At 38.9% G+C, this 18,425-nt stretch carries 15 protein-coding genes (1 of these 15 cut by a window edge); 12 read left to right on the top strand and 3 right to left on the bottom strand.

Features of this window, described 5'->3' with window-relative positions; translation table 11 throughout:
• Positions 1-1,327, top strand: the 3' portion of a protein-coding gene (locus tag LMOATCC19117_RS11970; RefSeq protein WP_003734797.1) for a helix-turn-helix domain-containing protein. 188 nt of this gene lie to the left of the window's left edge; 1,327 of the gene's 1,515 nt are visible here — the last part of the coding sequence; the start codon falls outside the window, past its left edge; its stop codon occupies positions 1,325-1,327.
• 8 nt (positions 1,328-1,335) lie between these two features.
• Here the strand turns inward: LMOATCC19117_RS11970 and LMOATCC19117_RS11965 are convergent, their stop codons facing one another.
• Both LMOATCC19117_RS11965 and gadC read right to left on the bottom strand, forming a co-directional pair.
• Positions 1,336-2,730, bottom strand: coding sequence for a glutamate decarboxylase (locus LMOATCC19117_RS11965; protein ID WP_003727714.1), 1,395 nt, complete (start codon positions 2,728-2,730; stop codon positions 1,336-1,338).
• 12 nt (positions 2,731-2,742) lie between these two features.
• Positions 2,743-4,266, bottom strand: coding sequence for a glutamate:gamma-aminobutyrate antiporter (gene gadC, locus LMOATCC19117_RS11960; RefSeq protein ID WP_003727715.1), 1,524 nt, complete (start codon positions 4,264-4,266; stop codon positions 2,743-2,745).
• A 392-nt stretch (positions 4,267-4,658) separates the two neighbouring features.
• On the opposite strand from gadC, the gene LMOATCC19117_RS11955 reads away from it, so the two are divergent.
• The 9 genes from LMOATCC19117_RS11955 to LMOATCC19117_RS11915 all read left to right on the top strand — a co-directional run bounded on the left by LMOATCC19117_RS11955 (position 4,659) and on the right by LMOATCC19117_RS11915 (position 16,153).
• Complete coding sequence (locus tag LMOATCC19117_RS11955) at positions 4,659-5,129, top strand: Rrf2 family transcriptional regulator (RefSeq protein WP_003723817.1); 471 nt, start codon at positions 4,659-4,661, stop codon at positions 5,127-5,129.
• A gap of 33 nt (positions 5,130-5,162) precedes the next feature.
• Positions 5,163-7,946 (top strand): YhgE/Pip domain-containing protein, encoded by a 2,784-nt coding sequence (locus LMOATCC19117_RS11950; RefSeq protein ID WP_003734798.1) that lies wholly within the window; start codon positions 5,163-5,165, stop codon positions 7,944-7,946.
• Between the two features lie 119 nt (positions 7,947-8,065).
• Complete coding sequence (locus LMOATCC19117_RS11945) at positions 8,066-8,911, top strand: Cof-type HAD-IIB family hydrolase (RefSeq protein ID WP_003725129.1); 846 nt, start codon at positions 8,066-8,068, stop codon at positions 8,909-8,911.
• A gap of 43 nt (positions 8,912-8,954) precedes the next feature.
• Entirely contained in the window at positions 8,955-9,686 is a 732-nt protein-coding gene (locus LMOATCC19117_RS11940; RefSeq protein ID WP_003725128.1) for a glucosamine-6-phosphate deaminase, read from the top strand.
• A 15-nt stretch (positions 9,687-9,701) separates the two neighbouring features.
• On the top strand, positions 9,702-10,232 hold the full coding sequence (locus LMOATCC19117_RS11935; RefSeq protein WP_003725127.1) for an HdeD family acid-resistance protein: 531 nt from the start codon (positions 9,702-9,704) through the stop codon (positions 10,230-10,232).
• Positions 10,233-10,421: 189 nt separating this feature from the next.
• A complete protein-coding gene (locus tag LMOATCC19117_RS11930; protein WP_003734799.1) occupies positions 10,422-11,033 on the top strand; it encodes a hypothetical protein in 612 nt (203 codons plus the stop codon).
• Between the two features lie 200 nt (positions 11,034-11,233).
• The gene (locus LMOATCC19117_RS11925; protein WP_003727726.1) at positions 11,234-12,475 is read left to right on the top strand and encodes an MDR family MFS transporter; all 1,242 of its coding nucleotides are present in this window, start codon (positions 11,234-11,236) and stop codon (positions 12,473-12,475) included.
• Between the two features lie 3 nt (positions 12,476-12,478).
• Positions 12,479-14,077 carry an amidohydrolase gene (locus LMOATCC19117_RS11920; RefSeq protein ID WP_003734800.1) on the top strand — a complete coding sequence of 533 codons (1,599 nt, stop codon included), beginning with the start codon at positions 12,479-12,481 and terminating at the stop codon, positions 14,075-14,077.
• Between the two features lie 123 nt (positions 14,078-14,200).
• On the top strand, positions 14,201-16,153 hold the full coding sequence (locus LMOATCC19117_RS11915) for a cation:proton antiporter (RefSeq protein ID WP_003727728.1): 1,953 nt from the start codon (positions 14,201-14,203) through the stop codon (positions 16,151-16,153).
• 25 nt (positions 16,154-16,178) lie between these two features.
• Here the strand turns inward: LMOATCC19117_RS11915 and LMOATCC19117_RS11910 are convergent, their stop codons facing one another.
• A complete protein-coding gene (locus tag LMOATCC19117_RS11910) occupies positions 16,179-17,078 on the bottom strand; it encodes a LysR family transcriptional regulator (RefSeq protein WP_003734801.1) in 900 nt (299 codons plus the stop codon).
• 242 nt (positions 17,079-17,320) lie between these two features.
• Here LMOATCC19117_RS11910 and ssuE point away from each other — a divergent pair, with 242 nt between their 5' ends.
• Together ssuE and LMOATCC19117_RS11900 are read left to right on the top strand one after the other, a co-directional pair.
• Complete coding sequence (gene ssuE, locus LMOATCC19117_RS11905; protein ID WP_003727730.1) at positions 17,321-17,866, top strand: NADPH-dependent FMN reductase; 546 nt, start codon at positions 17,321-17,323, stop codon at positions 17,864-17,866.
• Positions 17,867-17,881: 15 nt separating this feature from the next.
• Positions 17,882-18,418 (top strand): GNAT family N-acetyltransferase, encoded by a 537-nt coding sequence (locus LMOATCC19117_RS11900; protein WP_003725120.1) that lies wholly within the window; start codon positions 17,882-17,884, stop codon positions 18,416-18,418.
• Positions 18,419-18,425: the final 7 nt, after the last annotated feature.

Genomic DNA, 18,425 nt, shown 5'->3' with positions numbered 1-18,425 from the left:
ATGTGTGGATAATTGGGTATACCAATGTCGGTTGCAAAATGGGGCGACGGAACGGAAAGTTTTGTATAAGTTATATGATAACTCAATGTTTTTGAAATGTGTGGCGTTTTTTGTTACGAATGTGGAGGAGCGCAAATTCACAGATTTTATGGATACGTATTTTATTTCTCATTCGCATGCGTATCGGTTGAAGCACAAGGTAGAAGCGTTTCTTCGAGAAATTGATTTGACACTTGATAATAATCGAATTACTGGGAAGGAATACAGGGTTCGGTATTTGATTGCGCTTCTTCAAGCAGAATATGGTGTGCTTATTTATCCACTTTTGGATGAGGAGAAGCAAATGATTGATGACTTTATGGCGACGTTGAATTTGCGGATTAATATTGATACGTTGGCGCATAATGCGGAAGGTCATGCGTATTTTCGGTCGCTGATTTCGATGGTGTTTAAGAGGGATATTCCGACTAGTGCAATTATATTGGATGAACAGTGTCAAAAATATATTGAGTCTTCAAGCTTTCTTGCTATGGTTCGGAAAAGTAGTAAGGAAACACTTGAAAAAGAGCTTGGTCAGGAATTTTCATATAATGATTACTTGTATTTAATGCTGATTTATTATTCGACTAATTTTAGTATCATTGATGCTTCCATGAAAAAGGTGGAGTTGGAGCAGTTTAATGAGTTGATAATGAAAAATGCGGATTTACAAGTTTTGATTGATTTATTTGAGGAATATTTTGGTCCGGAGGTTGTTAATCATTCGCTTTTTCGGGCGGCACTTTGTTACTTTTTGAAGAAGACGTTGTTTAATTTGCAGGGACTTATTCCGAGTAATGAGCGATTACTGGATAAAAAGTATGAGCCACTTTATATGGTTGTGAAAAATGTTTTGGAGCGCTGGAATGAGGCTAGTGAATATCGAGTATTATTAATTGATTCGCACATTAATTATTTGACGATTCATTTGTATCCACTGATTTATAAATGGAACAATCCGGTGCAAATTTGTATTTTTTCCTTTAATTTAATTAATTTCGAGTCGTGTAAGTTTCAGGTGGAGCAGGAGCTGGGGCGGAAGGTGACGGTGCATGAGACGATGTTTAATTCAGTGGAGGAGTTGAACCAGGTTTTAACGGAGTCAAGTGAGCCAACGATTGTGCTTTGCCATCCGAACTGTGAAATGGAATTGAAGGAAGCGGTAGATGGGATGATTATTCCGATTTCTTTGGCTTTTTTTGACAGAGATCTTGTAGATGTAGAAAGGGCGATTCAGTCGCTTAGAATAAAAGAACATGATAAAAGGCTAGCCTATTTGAGAGGCTAGCCTTTTTATTAATGTGTGAAGCCGTGGACGCCGGATTGTTGGGTATCATGGAAGAGGATGTGAGCGTTGTTTAGTTCTTGAATAGAGGCTTGGAAATCTTGGATGAATTCTTCTGCCATGTTGAAACCGAGGTCAGCGCGGCAGACGTAACGTTGGATGATGATGTTTTCTAAGTTTTTTGGTAGTGGGTATGCGGGAACTTGCCAGCCGCGCATTTGGAGGCGGTCCGCTAAATCATATAATGTCCATTTTACGTTAGCGTCGTCTTTTAATTTATAGCAGACGATTGGTAAATGGGAGCCGTCGTTATAAATGTCAAAGTAGCCGGTTTGTTCGACTGCATGGGCAAGGTATTGTGCTACATCGCTTGTTTTTTGATGAATGGTGCGGTAGCCTTCGAAGCCGTAGCGTAAGAAATTGTAGTATTGACCGATGATGTGGCTCGCACTGCGGGAGAAATTGATTTGCATGGTTGGCATTTCTCCGCCAAGGTAGCTGACTTTAAAAATAAGTTCTTCTGGTAGGTAGCTTTCATCTTTCCAAAGGACCCAACCGATACCAGGATAAACGAGGCCGTATTTGTGACCAGAAGTATTAATGGAGATAACGTTTTTCAAGCGGAAGTCCCAGATAATATCGGGTTCGACAAATGGAGTGAAGAAGCCACCACTAGCTGCGTCAACGTGAATGTAGACTTTATAATCTGTTTTGCTATTGTATTCTTCTAATTTTTCGTTAAGTGCGTAGATGTCATCGTAGCGGCCTGTGTAAGTGATGCCGAGGATGCCGACAACGCCGATTGTATATTCGTCGACGTAATCAAGGACTTGGTCGGTATTCAGTTGCATGTGATCTTTATCCATTGGAACAACGCGCATATCGATATCCCAGTAGACACAGAATTTTTCCCAGCACACTTGGTAGCCAGAGGAGATAACGAGGTTTGGTTTTTGCGCATAAATATCTAAGCCAAGTTTTTCCGCACGTTTTCTCCAAGCAAATTTCATTGCCATTCCGCCCAGCATACACGCTTCACTAGAGCCGATTGTGGAAGTTCCCATGAATTTTTGGTCCTTAGGTGCATGCCATAAGTCAGCGATAATATTGACGCAACGATTTTCAAGTTCAGCTGTTCTTGGGTATTCAGATTTATCGATTGCATTTTTTTCTAGTGTTTCGGACATTAATTTGGTTGCTTCGTCTTCCATATATGTTTGGCAAAAAGTAGCTAAGTTTTGACGGGCAGAACCTTCATCTAAAAGTTCGTCTTTTACTAAACGATAGGCAATCCGAGGTTCGAGTGGTTCTTTTCCGAGGGTGTATTTAGGAATATCACGATCCTCTGCACTTGATCCGAAAACTGGTTCTAAATAACTTTCTTTATTTTCTTTACTATATAACATGATTTTTTCCTCCTATAATTTGTCTTGATTCATAATATGTTTTTCGTCGGGGTTAATAATGTGTTCGCCACGAGCTCTTGGGTGGGTGAATTTATTGATGTCGCTTGATTCTAAATGTGTAATATCTTTCGGTGAGATGTCTTTTTTATCGTGCACAGCGTAGATGATAAATGGAATTAGTACGGTGACGATAAAGCTGATTGATAAGATAACCATGTATGTCGTGTCGCTTTTTGCGGCGATGGATGCTGGTGGAACAAAAGAGATACATAAAGCGAAAACGGATGTTACTAAGCCGATTAGCGCTACAATCACTTTAACAATTTTGCCACCAGGGATTTGATAGGTGCGTTTTAAGCTTGATTTTTTGAAAATAAGTACTAAGTAGCCGATGAAAAAGAGTAAATAGCCGACTAAATAAATGACTACGGTTAAGGAAATGGCAGTTAGGAATGATAAATTATTTCCGCCGCCGCCGAATGTGAGAATAGCTGCCCAAATGGTAACGACGACGCCTTGAACCATAATAAGTGGAACAGGGACACCGTGTTTATTTACTTTTTTCATTTTTTCTGGAAGTAAGCCTTGTTCTGCTGCAGTATACATTCCGCGTGAGGGGCCGACTACCCAGGCACTGACTTCACCCATGACGCCAAGTGCAATCATGATGGCAATCAGTTTTACTGCCCATCCTAAGCCGGAACCAAAGTGCAGAATTAATGCTTGGAATGTTTGGACGACACCGGAGCTAAGGGATAAATCTTTTAAAGGTAACACAGCGGAAATGGTTAGGCCGCCGATTGTATTCAGTGCGATGGCTAAAATAACGAGCATAATCATCGCTAGTGGATAATCGCGTTTTGGATTGGTCATTTCATTTACGTGGCTCGCGGAAGCTTCAACACCCATGTAAGCGAGTATAAATGACACGAAGATGACTAATGTTGAAGCTTTTGAGAAATCCGGGATAAACGCCTCTTTGGAAAAAGTGACATGAAGGGGATTTCCGCCAGCAACATAAGCAATACCTAGGATAAATAAAATGATTGCTGGGATGAGAATACCGATAATAAAACCAAATTTCGCGATTTTAGCAGTGTTTTTCGTACCACCTAGTTGAGAAAAAGTAAGTCCCCAGAAAATGATTAAAACACCGATAAATTTAATAAAAGGGTTCGATTCGAGCGCGGGAAAATCAAATACATACGATAGCGCGCCGAGAATAAAGTAAATCATTGTCACGAATCCGACCGTTATTTGAAACCACTGAAAGAAGATTGCGGCAAAACCAAAACGTTCCCCGAGTGTATTTCCCACCCAAGAAAAAATACCGCCTTCTTGCCAGCCATCAACTGTCGCCATTTCTGCTGCACATAAAGCGACAGGTAAGAACCATAAAAATCCGCCAAGTAGCAAGAAAAATACGAGATGAAAGCCGGAAGTGGCAAATGTTGGATATTCATAAACTGTCATAACCATCGAAGCCGTAATGGCGAAAAATCCGAATAAGGTTAAAGACTTTGCTTGTTTAGACATTGTGTAGTACCTCCCAATTTTTTGTTTGCGAAAATACAACTAAACGAAGCTATAAGTAATTAGAATGATGCTTAATTAATGGTAAATGTGATTTTTTTGGAACATCATCAGTTAACACGAGAAAAGCACCTCCTAAGTTATTGTTTGTTGGAACATGTATAAGATTAGCACGTTTGTTTTCGAAAATTATTCCAGTTTTTTTCTTGGCTAAGGAAAATTTTTGAGACAGTACTTGAGGTTGTTTTATTCACGGCAAACGTATTCATTAAATTTTTTTCCATTTTTAGTAAAAAACTCTTGCACTTTAAAAAAAATGGGTGTATTGTATATAGATGTTAAATGTCCATTAAGGATATTGAAAGGTAATAATGGGAAGAGGGAGGATTTTTATTATGAAGTTGAGCAAAAGTATGGATCAGGTATTTTGTATTATGACGATGTTGTACACCCAGAAGGTAGATGTTCCCATTTCTTCCGTAACTATTCATCACCGTTTGCGTGATTCGTCGCCGTCTTATATTAGTAAAATTTTGAGGAAGCTAGTCGTTAGCGGGCTGATTAATTCAGTTTCGGGTAATAACGGTGGTTTCACGCTTGCTAAAGACCCTGAAGAAATTAATTTGCTGGATATTGTAGAAGCAGTGGAAGGGAAAATCGATACATACCCAGATTCCGACTTAATCCACACTGTTTTCTCTGACTATCATGAATTTGCAGAGTCCGGTATTCACACCATTACAAGTGCTTTTAGAAACGCTGATAAAGAATACGCTAATTATTTATACTCACAAAAATTATCTGTTTTAGTAGAGCAAGTTATTGGGAAAGAACGAACCACTATCATAGATTGGAACGAAGCGTAATAAATCTTTAAAAGAAAGAAGTGCGGTAATAAAATGGATATGGTAAAAAATGAGTGGAAGAAATTATTTAAAAACAAAATACTACTTTTATCATTTGTAGTTATTCTGTTTATTCCACTTTTATATGCAAGCTTTTTCTTAAAATCCGTCTGGGATCCGTACGGCAAAACAGGGGATTTACCAGTAGCGGTAGTTAACAATGATAAACCGGTTGATTATAACGGCCAAACAATGGATGTTGGTGATCAGTTAGTCACAAAACTGAAAAGCAACAAAGAACTTGATTGGAATTTTCTTTCCAAAGAAGATGCGGAACAAGGCTTAAAAGATGGCAAATATTATATGATTGTCACGATTCCAAAAGATTTCTCTAAAAATGCAGCATCCGTTTTAGATAAAGATCCGAAAAAAATGGAATTATCCTATAAAACAAACGGCTCGCTGAACTATTTAGGTCAAGTCGTGAGTGAACAAGGAGCCAAACAACTGAAAAGCGAGGTTTCCGCTGAAGTAACAAAATCATACGCGGAAGCAATTTTTGATAAAATTAAAGAGTCTGGTGAAGGGTTCGCCCAAGCTGCAGATGGCTCTGGAAAAATTAAAGATGGCCTTGTGAAATCACAAGAAGGTAATAAAACGATTTCTACTAATTTAAAAACGCTCGCAGATAGCTCTTTAACGTTCAAAGATGGCGCTAATACGTTAGAAGTTGGCTTGAAAACTTACACAGATGGTGTAAACACTGCGGCCGCTGGTGGGGATAAATTAAATGATGGTGTTTCGACACTTGCAGCTGGAGTAGGACCACTAAAAGACGGTGTAGCAGCGCTTGACGGCGGGGCAACGAAATTAGCTAGCGGAGTTTCTACCTATACATCTGGTGTAGATACACTAGCAGGCGGAATTAACCAAGCTTACACTGGTTCTACTGCACTTTCAGATGGATTAAATAAGATGAATGGCAGTGTACCAACTCTAGCATCGGGCATAACACAACTAAATAACGGCCAAAAAAGCTTAGCAACTGGCTTAGATTCACTAGTCGATGGAAGTAACAAACTTTCAGCAGGACTTAAAGAATTAGACGGTAATTTAACTGATAAACAAGGCAAAATTGCCCAATTGAAACAAGGCATGAACGATTTACAACAAGGAATTGATCAATTAAATAAAAGTGTCAACGGGGAAGATGCAGCACTTGCAAAACAACTCGCTGCCTTACAAAAAAGCTTAGGCGACCTACAAAATGGCTTAACATTTATTAAATCTAATGCGAACTTCGATGCTGAAGCAATTAAATCAAAAATTAATGCGACAGCTGGCGTGAGTGCAGAAGATAAACAAAAAATTATTGATGCTATTCAAGCCGATTTAGATAAAGAAACACAAAAATCCGCTACACAAGTAGCAACAGTAGAACAACTACAAAGCGGCTTATCAGGTCTTGATTTAGCGGCAATTCAAACACAAGTAACAGAATTACAAACTGGCGTAGCGAAAATTTCCGCTGGTTATCAAGCAGTTCACGGTGGAACAAACGAAGCCTTTAACAGTATTCACCAAGCAATTAATGGCTCAGGTAGTCAAACTCTACTTGGCGGCGCGAACCAACTAACTGCTGGACTCAAATCAGCACAAGCTGGAAATGCCAAATTAGTTGCTGGAACAAATCAACTTAACAGCCAAGTGCCAACCCTAACTTCTGGCGTAGGACAACTCGCTGCGGGTAGTGCAAATATGGAAAACGGATTAAGTCAGTTAAATGATGGTGGTAATCAACTTGCAAGTAATTCCGGCGCATTACGTTCAGGCGCAACAGAGTTACAAGGCGGAACAAACCAATTAGCTGCAAAAGTACCAACACTTGCAGGTGGAGTTAATCAACTACAAGCAGGTTCAAGCCAATTAGCAGGCGGTCTAAACCAACTATCAGCTAACTCACCAAAACTAGTTTCAGGCGTAGGACAACTAGCAGACGGCTCTTCCAAAATTGCCGATGGTTCTTCCAAATTAGCGAATGGTTCCTTCCAATTAGGAGATGGACTTACTAAATTAACAGACGGCAGCACAGAATTAACAGACAAACTAGCAGACGGAGCACAACAAGTCAAAGATACAAAAGCAACAGACAAAACATTTAACATGATTGCTGCTCCAACAAAACTCGCACATAATGAATATACGCACGTAAGTAACTACGGACATGCATTAGCACCATATGTGTTATCACTAGCTCTATATGTTGGTGCACTTGTATTTAACTTCATCATGCCAATCAGACGTGTTTCGATGGAAGGACAACCAGCTTATAAATGGTGGTTAAGTAAACTATCACTTGGTTTTGTCGCAGCTGTTGCGATGGCACTTCTTGAAGGTGGTATCATGATAGCACTAGGACTAAGACCAGATAGCATTGTTGAATTCTTCGGAACAGCGATTATTACAGCTCTTGCTTACATGTTCCTTATCATGCTTCTTGCTATGACATTTGATAATCCAGGTCGTTTTATCGCGATGGTATTACTCATTGTTCAATTAGCGGGATCAGGCGGAACATTCCCAATGCCACTTACTGGATGGTTCTTCAATTTAATCCATCCGTTCTTACCAATGACTTACTCGATTTATGCGTTTAGAGAGTCACTGGCAGCAGGTATGGGACCAAATGTATACAGTATGTCGATGCTCGTTCTTACAATCATCATGATCGCATGTGTTGGCTTACTATATCTATCTATGAGCCACTTGAAAAAACGCCATGATGCACATGAATCAGCTCTTGACGATAATCAAAAATTAATGGCTTTAGAAAACTAAACAAATTAAAAGCAAGGTTTCCTGAAAATGGGAATCTTGCTTTTTTGTTACGCGATGGGGCGCCTTCTTATTAAAGAAATGCTATAATTAAACTATTAACATACGAAAAGAGGTATTGCATGACGAAAAAAATAGTATTTGTAGATGTAGATGGTACGCTTGTAACGGATGATGGGCTTGTTCCAGCATCTGCCAAAACCGCGATAATAAAAGCTAGAAACAATGGTCACCAAGTCTATCTATGCACTGGTCGTTCTAAACCAGAGCTGTATGACTCGATTTTATCCATCGGGTTTGATGGGATTATTGGTGCAGGTGGTGGCTATATCGAAGTAGACGATGAAATTGTTTACCATAAAAAAGTAGCGAATGAAGACGTTGTTCATATGGTAGATTTCTTTCATGAAAAGAACTTAGATTTCTATTTGGAGTCTAACGGGGGGCTATTTGCAAGCGAAAATCTAGAAGCTCATTTAGATAGCTTAGTTTATGGCGATGTCGAGAATGATCCGATTGCGCGCGAGAAAAAAGCCAATAATCCGCATCCTTTCATGACAAGCCTAACTTACGGTGAAACAAATCTTTACCGCACAGATGTCAATAAAGCTTGTTTCCTAGAAAATAAAAATGTACCTTTTGAAGAAATAAAAAATGAATTTAGTGGCAAATTTGAAGTTTTACATTGCACAGTTCCTATTTTTGGGGACGATAGTGGAGAGCTGATGGTGCCAGATATTCATAAAGCAACAGCGATTGAATTTCTACTAGCGCATATCGGTGCAGAGAAGAACACGACGATTGGCATTGGTGATGGAATGAATGATGCAGAAATGCTTACTTATTGTGAAACTGGTATTGCAATGGGGAATGCCAAAGAAGAGCTAAAATTACTTGCAGATGAAGTAACAAAATCCGTTGAAGAAGATGGGTTATACGCAAGTTTTCTAAAGCATGGTTTGCTTTAGAAAAAATAGTTCGGGTAATGAAAGCTTATAGAGGAGGATTTTTATGAAATTAATCAGGACAAAAACATACGAAGAAATGTCACAAGAAGCGCTCGAAGTTGTCAAACAAGTCATTAACGAAAATGATAATCCGGTAATTAATACAACTACCGGAGCAAGTTTTGATGGAATGTTCGAGGGACTTGTAAAAGGAATTAATGCAGGCGAAATTCCAATCGAAAAAGTATTTTTAATGAATTTGGATGAGTATGTGGCTAAACGCGATGCTTCCTTCACTGTTTACACATATATGCACCAAAAATTCTATGATTTAATTAACAAAATGCCAAAAAGAGTCGAATTATTGGACGGAAGCCTAGCTGACTTTACTGACGAAATTGCCCGCTATAAGAAAATTTTGGCTGAAAATGAGCGCGATTTGCAAATTCTAGGCTTAGGGGTAAATGGACATCTTGGGGCTAATGAACCCGGAACACCATTTGATGCGCGATTGTTTTTGGCAGATAGCGATGAATCTACTATCAAAAGCACCATCATGTACAACAACTTAAAAGAAGACGAAGCGCCATCCCAAATGCTTACACTTGGATTAGCTGATATGATGGATGCAAAACAAATCTTAGTCACTGCTTCTGGTGAACGAAAAGCAGAAGCCGTTAAAGGTTTACTTGAGGGACCAATTGATGAAAGTTGTCCAGCGTCGATTTTACGTAACCATCCGAATGTCGTATTTATTATTGATGAAGCGGCAGGGTCATTACTTACTAATCACTAAAAAGGGGGCAAAACCATGAGAAAGTTATACACGTATTTCGTTTTAATTCTCGGTGTGGCGATGATTGGTCTTGGAATTTATTTAATGTTTAATCCAAGTACTTCACTGCAAGCACTAACTATTTTTATTGGGATTATTTTAGTTTTAAATGGGATTAATGAAGTGATTTCTTATTTTGGAGAACAAAAATATTGGAGTATTTCCAAATGGATAATGTTTGATGGGATTTTATCAATCCTTATTGGTGGATTTGCTATTTTCGAGTCAAATATGGCGGAACGTGTTTTCATTATTATATTCGCGATTTGGATACTAGCTTCAGCGATATTACGTATTTTAACGGCGTTTGCTGTAAAAGGTTTACCAGGATGGACAGTACTACTTATCATGGGAATTATAGGATTGATTATTGCTGTTATTTCCTTGTTCACAAACATGCTAGTAGCGATTGCAGTTGGGATTATACTTGGAATATTTTTCATTTTTCAAGGTATTACATGTCTTTCTCTTTGGTGGGTTATTCGAAAAGGTGAATCTCGGAAATAAAGATAATTTTTTATATTGTTTTCCGTTAAAATGCTAAGAAAATTACATTAATAAAACTGAAAAAGTGATTTTGTCACAAAATGGACATAAGAAGCGAGAAGATGGTTCTTTGAGAACTCTTTGCTCGCTTTTTTTTTATTATGATAAAGAGAGATGAATTGATGTGAGGATTTTGAGGAGGCGGGATAAATGGAGGAAAGGTTTACAACGGAATTAATGTTTACGTTAACTAATAATCCAAGGTTTCAAGAAGTAGCGGAATTGGTGTATTGGAACGAGGAGGAAATTGTTCATTGCCCAGAAAACAATGAATATGTGTATGCAATTGACGAGGGAAATGTAACACAATGTGCTGCAAGAAATAGTTCTTGGGGAAAAGGAAGCATTCTTGGTTTTACTCGAGAAGAGACAAAAATCCACCCCCTCTCTAACACGGTAGCCTGGAAAATTCCTTTAACATATGTAAAGGATATCTTGAAAAGTATGGGTAAGATTAAGGTTGCTGATTTAACCATGATAGAAAAGAATTTTTTAGATCGAAATGAAATTGATTGCATTCAGTGGTTCATTCAAGAAATGCCTTTGAGATTACATACAACTTCCTGGAAAGTAGCGTTAGATTTTTTTAGACAAGAGATTATGCAAGTTGTTCCTAAAGAAATATGTGCTTTTCAAGTAAAAGAATTGAAGCAGCAACATATTCTATATGAATTAGGCTATTACCTTGAAATAGATGTATTACAATTTCATAATTATTTGAGAGACTTAGCCTATAAAAAAGTTTTACAAAAAATTAATTGAAATATTTCTTAATTTAGCACAGACAAAAATTCGAATTCATAGTACACTTATAAGTAACCATGATAGGGATTTATCGCCAGTCCCTTATTAGCCACCAGCAAAATTTGCTAGGTGGTTTTTTGATGAAGTTTTTCTTTTCGAATGTGGATGGTTGTGATACCCTAAAAAAGGTGAGTTTTAATGAAGGGAAAGTGTAGGAAATGACAAAATGGTTACCAAAGGATTTATGGATTGTAATTATTGGGATGGTGTTACTATATACAGGGCTATCGTTTATTTGGCCTTTCAATATGATTTACATGACGCAAGAGTTAGGGATGTCGACAACGGACGCTTCATTAGTGTTGTTGATAAATTCTGGAGTGGGGATTGTTTCTAGTATTATCGGCGGACTTATTTTTGACCGGTTTTCTGGTTTTATTTCACTTACGATTGGAACGATTATATTAGTGCTTTCAACTGCTTCGTTGTGCTTTTTTCACGGATTTCCATTCTTTATTTGGAATTTGTGGGCGGTTGGTATCGCGATGGGGATGGTCTTCTCTGGATTATACGCAGCAGCAGGGTTAACACATCCGACTGGAGGAAGAACTGGATTTAATGCGATTTATGTGGCGCAAAATATTGGCGTGGCTATTGGTCCGTTGCTTGCAGGGCTTCTAGCGAAACAAGGAATGAGTCATGTATACATTGGTTCTTTTGTATTTGCGATTGCTTTCGCTGGATATTTCTTCTTCTTTTTCCACAAGATTGATTGGAAATCGGAGCGAGTAAGCGCAGAAACAAAACATCGCAAAAAAGGCGCTAAACGCGAATTTCCGACTAAACTAGCTTTGTGTTCTTTTATTCTATTATTATTGACATACTTGCTTTGCCAATTGCCGCATGTGCAGTGGCAGTCGAATTTATCTACGTACATGACAGAAATCAAAGGTGTGACATCGAGCGAATACGGAAATTTATGGAGTTTAAATGGCGCGCTGATTGTACTTGGTCAGCTCATTTTAATCCCCGTTGTAAACAGATTTAAAAAATATTTACTCGCACAAATTTATATCGGTATTTTCTTATTTATCTTATCTTTTGTAGTCGCAATGAATGCAAGTGTTTATAGTGGCTTTGTACTCGGAATGATTTTCTTAACGCTCGGGGAAATGTTTGCTTGGCCAGCGATTCCAACGATTGCTTATCAACTTGCACCAAAAGGAGCGGCTGGCTTGTATCAAGGTCTTGTGAACGGGATGGCAACAGCAGCGCGCATGCTAGCACCATTTTTAGGAGCAATTGTCGTTCAAAATCTCGGAGGCATTAAAGCTCTATTTATTGGCGCATTTATTTTACTCGGATGCGCATTAATTAGTATTACACTACAACAAATTTTACAGAAAAAGGACCAACAAGATAAAGCAGCTTTGAAAATTTCCGTCAATCAGGGGGAATAAAAAATGAAATTATGGAAAAATGCTACCTTTTACCAAATGACAGCTGAAGGGGATCAAGTTTCTGCGGTATTAACAGAAAACGGTCATATTTATGCGGTTGGAGAAGCACGAGAACTAGAAAAACAATATGCGGCTAATATTACCGAAACGATTGACTTAGAAGGGAAAGTGGTATTTCCTGGGTTCGTTGATGCGCATATTCACTTACTTTGGTATGGACAAGCTTTAGAACGTCTTAATTTAAACCAAACCACTACTAAAAAAGAGGCACTAGCCCTGATTGCTGAAAGAACCAAGCAACTTGCTAGTGACGAATGGTTGTTTGTGGAAGGGTATGATGAGAATAAATGGTCAGATGAGCAAACGTTGATTTCTTTAGCCGATTTAGATGAAGTTAGCCAGACAAATCCGATTTTAGTTCGGCGCATTGATTATCATAGTGTTTCTATTAATTCTGCATTACAAGCGCATATTGCCGACTTTTCGGAAAATGGTTTTGATGGTGGCGGCGAAATTGTTCGTGATAAAGCGGGTAATTTTACGGGGATTTTAAGAGATAATGCAACGACTATGGCGATAGATTCTTTCCCTGCAGCAACGCCTTCTGAACTAAGCGCATGGCTTAAAATCGCGATAACTGATCTGTGGTCGAAAGGCATAACGGGTGCACACTCGGAAGATTTACATTATTTCACGGGATTCACTTCGACTTTAGCTGCTTTTCGAAATACTATTGGTGCTAATAAAATGCCGTTTCGTGCGCATTTGCTGGTTCACCACGCAGAACTAGCTGCTTTTTCGGCTTCTAATGAAAGTTTCGTAAGTGGGGATGCCTTTTTAGAATTAGGGGCGATGAAAATTTTCTATGATGGAACAGTTGGCTCGCGAACGGCGTTGATGAGTGCGGGATATGCGGACAACCTTGATGAAAAAGGATTGCAAATTCATTCTGATCAAGCGTTTGAAGATTTGGTTAATGCGGCGCGAAAAGCAGGATTACCTGTTGCTATTCATATTTTAGGGGATCAAGCCTTTGCTAATGTTATTCGAACGTTACGTGCCAATCCGCCTAGAGAAGGGCAATACGACAGACTAATCCACACACCTTGGCTTACAGAAGCGCTAATAGAAGAAGCGGCCGGGTTACCTGTGCTATTTGATATACAGCCACAATTCATGGCGAGTGATCTTCCTTGGGCACTAGAAGTACTTGGAGAAAATCATCCACCGCTAGCTTTTGCTTGGAAAACGCTTCTACAGGCTGGTTTCCCACTAGCTGGAGGAAGCGATGCGCCGATTGAAGTGCCGAATCCGTTTTGGGGTATCCATGCGGCTGTTACTAGAACGGCGAATGCAGATTTGGATGGAGTAGAATATTGGCCAGAGCAGGCACTCACTGTATTTGAAGCGATTCAACTATATACAAAAGGCGCGGCATTTGCGGGCTACAAAACAACTACACGCGGACAAATTGCACCAGGTTTTGTTGCTGATTTTACGATTTTGGCAGAAGATCCATTTCAAATGAAACAAGCAGACCTTCGTCAAGTGAGCGCTATGATGACAGTTGTAGACGAACAAATTGTCTATCAGAAGAAGTAAAAATAGCTAGGAAACTCCATACAGAGACGGATGTTTCTGAAAAGTTTTTTTGCTAATATGGGAACGGAAGAAATGCCACGCTTCTGACTCAGTGGCACGGATACGGGAACGAGGGATGTATTAATGGAAATATTTGAACTGATTTTATTAATGTTGAGCGCGGTGTTTTTGTCTAATGTATTAAGCCGATTTTTGCCGGGGATTGCAGTGCCTTTAATTCAAGTAATACTAGGGATTATTTTGGCGATTCCGCTTGGGGATCATACGATGGATTTAAATCCGGAATTATTTTTATTATTATTTATGGCGCCGATTCTTTTTAATGATGGGGCGAGTACGGATAAGAAATCTTTATGGAAAAATCGGAAGGCTATTTTGTCATTATCGATTGGGCTAGTGTTTGTAACAGTTGGGGTACTGGGTGCGTTTATTCACTACTTAATTCCTGCGATACCTTTTGCCGCGGCGTTTGCGTTAGCTGCGGCACTTGCGCCTACGGATGCTGTTGCGGTGGGGGCGCTGGCTGAAAAAGTAAGAGTACCCCATAAAATTATGCATATTTTGGAAGGTGAATCGCTTATTAACGATGCTTCCGGACTTGTTTCGTTCCAGTTTGCTGTGTTGGCGCTTGTAACCGGAACATTCTCATTTATGTCAGCTGGAACAAGCTTTTTGCTTCTTTCATTAGGTGGGATTGCGCTTGGAGCTGCCCTTAGTTTACTGAAAATCATGTTAATGCGTGGTTTACGTCAGCTAGGAATCGAAAATATGACTTCTTTTATGCTGATGGAAATTTTGTTACCATTTTTAATTTTTATGGTAGCCGAAAAAGTTGGAGTAAATGGGATTTTAGCAGTAGTTAGTGGCGGAATGGTGCATTCATTTAGTTACAAGGGACTAAATCCTGAAATTGCGCAATTGAACTTGCTTTCAAAAAACACGTGGTCTGTTATTATTTTTAGTTTGAATGGTTTGGTATTTATCTTACTAGGGACACAATTACCGCAAATTTTGATGACGATTTGGCAAGATGCTAATATTCAAAAAGGTATGCTATTCGTGTATATACTAGGAATCACTTTCTTACTGCTCGGGCTAAGGTTTTTATGGATCTTGTTTTTCCGCAATTACGAGGAAAATCCGAAAGTGGACTTGGTTAGCAGATTGAAAAATACTTTTCTTTATACTGTGGCTGGTGTTCGCGGGACAATTACATTAGTCAGTGCGCTTTCGTTACCTTTTGTTCTTGGTAATGGGAATGCGTTTCCTGAGCGTGATTTACTTATTTTTATTGCTGCTGGAGTTATTATTACGACGCTACTTTTGGCCAATTTCACCTTGCCACTTTTTGCAGATAAGAAAGACAAAATTGCGGCGGATCATACGACAGATATTGTACTACTTCGCGATATTGTGCAGCAATTACAGGCGTATAAAACAGATGAAAATGCAGTGGAAATGAATAAAGTGTTGAATATGTATAATAATCGGATTTTCTCTTTGATGGAGCATAAGGAAGTAAATGCTACTGAAAAAGAATTGCGGCGATTAACGCAAGAATGGCAACTTGAAAATACGAGAAGATTAGTATTTGAACGAAAAATTGATACTGGTGTGGGACTTTCGCATATGATGCGGCTTGGAAAACGACTCTACGTCCAAACACGAGCAGAGAAGTACCGAGCGAGAATGCGGTATCGCCAGTTATTAAGTCATCGTTTTCGAGACTTCCGATTTGTGCCTCTTACTTTTGAAGAACGTAGAAAAGAAATTGCTAAACTGCAAAATGAAAACAATCTATTCGTCATTCAAAAACTACAAGAACTGGATTCAAATGAGTATAACCCAGAAATCATTTCGCTTTATTTAATGAATTTTGAGCGAGCATTGGGTCGTGGGAAAAATAAAAAAGAAAGCAATGATGAAGCGCTACAAACAACAATTGACTTAGCTTCACAAATTGAGCGCGAAACAATTCAACACTACTTTGAAAAAGGTACGATTACGCGGAAAGAAATGAAAGTGTATCGTGATAATTTACTTGCGATAGAGGCGAATATGCAATTAGAATTTTAATAAAAAAGACAGTTAAGCTAATTTTTTAGCCTAGCTGTCTTTTTTTATCATCAAAATAATAAATAATCCGGTCGATAAGTTCTTTCGTCGTGCTGTCAAAATCTTTTTCTTTTTGGTTAGTTAAAAGTCCAATTGGCGGTGAGATGGGTAAATTTTCAATCGGAATGCGGACCGTGCCATCAAGTAGTTCTGAGTGCGCGGTGCTAGTAAAGATAGATACACCAACATTTTCACGAACAAAATACTTATGTGACATACTACTTGTGAGCTCCATTTTCTTATAATCACTACCAATAGCACGTTTTAAATGCTGTTCGATTTGGATGCGGATGGGGCAATTTGCCGGTGTGAAGATAAAGCATTCATCGCGTAAATCACGTAACTCCACAGAAGTACGTGAAGCTAACGGATGGCTTTCTGAGACGATTAAATCTAACGAATCATGGAAAAATGGAAAATAGAAGTTCTCCAAAATCAGCTCTGGTTCTCCGCAAATCGCAAAATCAATTTCCCCATCAATGAGTTTTTGGCTACAAGTATTCGCATCATCCACCGATACATTCACCATTAACTTTGGAAAATCCGCTAGAAACGTTTTTAAAATTTTCGGAAAAACGAGACTAGCGCTAGGCTCGGAAATTCCAACTTTGATAAGGCCGGCGTTGCCATTTTTTAAGTCGAATATCGTGTGATCGAGTACTTCATATTGAGCGATGAGCTGGCCCGCCCTTTCGTAAAATAATCTACCTGCGTGCGTTAGTTTTAAAGTTTTGCCACGTTCGAATAACTGAACATCTAAGTCTTGTTCCAACTGTTTTATTCGCATCGAAATAGTCGGTTGCGAATAATTTAATACTTCTGCTGCGCGTTGAAAACTTCCCGTATTAACCACCGTATAAAAAGTTTTAATGGTTCGAAATTCCAATATAATTCCCCCTTCATATTGGAGTTTTTTGATATTTCTAACAGTATACACTGTAAAAATAGGAGAAGCAATTTATTAATCTGATAAAATTCATAGGAATAATGCGGATTCAGGCAGAAGTATTAGTATTACTGTGGTTAGCCATTAGTTTTTTTGATTAGCCAAACCCAATCTTTTACTTTATAGTATAGCTAATATCTAAAAACCAAGTAAGTTGATAGGGATTGAAAAGGGGCGATTTGATGGGGAAAGTGACAATTATTGCTGGGGGAATCAAAACAGAATCCAGGCTTACAGGATTAACTCAACTAGCAGCAAATGAATTAGTAACGAATGGTTTAGAAGTGAACATCATCGAAGTGCATAAAATAAACGCAGAAGCATTAGTCACCGCTGATTTCGCGCATTCAGATATTCAATTGGCAAATAGTGAAATTGAATCAAGTTCGGGCGTTATTATTGCTACCCCGATTTTCAAAGCAGCCTATTCAGGAGTGTTGAAAGCCTATTTGGATCTTTTGCCACTCAAAGCTTTGAAAGGGAAAGTCGTTTTGCCACTTGGACTTGGTGGATCAAACGGACATTTGCTCGCACTGCAATACGCACTTGATCCTGTGTTGAAGGAACTTGGAGCAGAAACGATATTAAAAGGGCAGTTTACGGTAGACAAACAAATTGAACGGCTCGGGGATGGGCTGTATGAAATTGAATCTTCAGCGAAAGAACGGCTAGATATTGCTTTAAACCAATTCATTTCATTATTAAATCAACAATCAGTGGAAGTTTAAGGAGGAGAGCGGGAAATGACAGAAGATATTTTTAGAGTAGCGACTGTGGATGATGCGCCGGAATTTTTGGAATTGTTGTCGAGTGCTTTTCAATCGGTGAAAGAATTAGGAATTGATTGGCCGTCAACGAATGCGGATTTAGCGATGGTGACAGAAAATATTGTTAATTCTTCTGCTTTTGTTTTAGAACGAAACGGCAAATTAATTTCTACGATTACCGTTCGTTTTCCGTGGGAGAGCAGCTCACCACCTTCTAAATATCCATTTGTTTGGTGGTTTGCAACGGCACCGGAACTTGCAGGACAGGGGATTGGCGATAAATTATTAACGTATGTAGAAGAACGGGTACTTCGCGACACGCTAAAAGCACCGGCACTGACACTTGGAACTTCTGCTAGAAAACACCCGTGGTTGCTGGATATGTATCTACGCCGCGGTTATGAGGTCTACTTTGAACATGAGGAAGACGGTGATGTGGGTGTTATGATGCGGAAAATCTTAATTCCGGAAAAATTCGACGCCACACTACTCGGAATACCTAGCTGGACATAAAAAAGGG

Origin of the sequence: Listeria monocytogenes ATCC 19117 (genome assembly GCF_000307025.1) — a bacterium.
In the GTDB taxonomy this organism is placed as follows: Bacteria; Bacillota; Bacilli; order Lactobacillales; family Listeriaceae; genus Listeria; species Listeria monocytogenes_B.
Note: the sequence above shows the minus strand (reverse complement) of the source record. Positions and strands in the feature narration are given on the sequence as shown.